The 448-nt window shown below is 47.1% G+C and carries 1 pseudogene; it reads right to left on the reverse strand.

The features are described 5' to 3' along the window. Positions 1-448, reverse strand: a pseudogene (locus ACTG7Q_RS10880) (hypothetical protein); the annotation flags it as partial.

Genomic DNA, 448 nt, shown 5'->3' on the forward strand with positions numbered 1-448 from the left:
GCATCTGCTATTGTTTTCGCACCCACATAACCTTGCGGATGTTCTTCATCATAACCCACTTTACCAGTTGCCGTGGTGTTAACATCACCATCATCACTGACTGCAGGTGTTAAGTCACCCCCAGTTTCTAATGCGATAGTGACTTTACGCACGCCATCAGAAACTGTTTCACCGTCAACTTTAATACCTGAACCCGCCACAAATTGTACTTCTTGCGCATTGGTTACGCTGTCAGCCCAGTTTTTTGTTGCCTCTGGTGTAGAAACCACCCAACCTAGATTTTGTAGGTCAGCAACGGTGGCAACGGTATCACCTGATGCGGTGCTTAAATCTGCTAAGTTGCCTTTCGCCGTGTCAACTGGGGTTGCATTTTCTTCTGGCACTTCATAGTTGGTGACGCCAGAAGTCACACCTGTTAAGGTGACATTAGGACTGCTATCCGCATTGT

The sequence above is a fragment of the Lonepinella sp. BR2474 genome, assembly GCF_051851555.1.
Classification (GTDB): domain Bacteria; phylum Pseudomonadota; class Gammaproteobacteria; order Enterobacterales; family Pasteurellaceae; genus Lonepinella.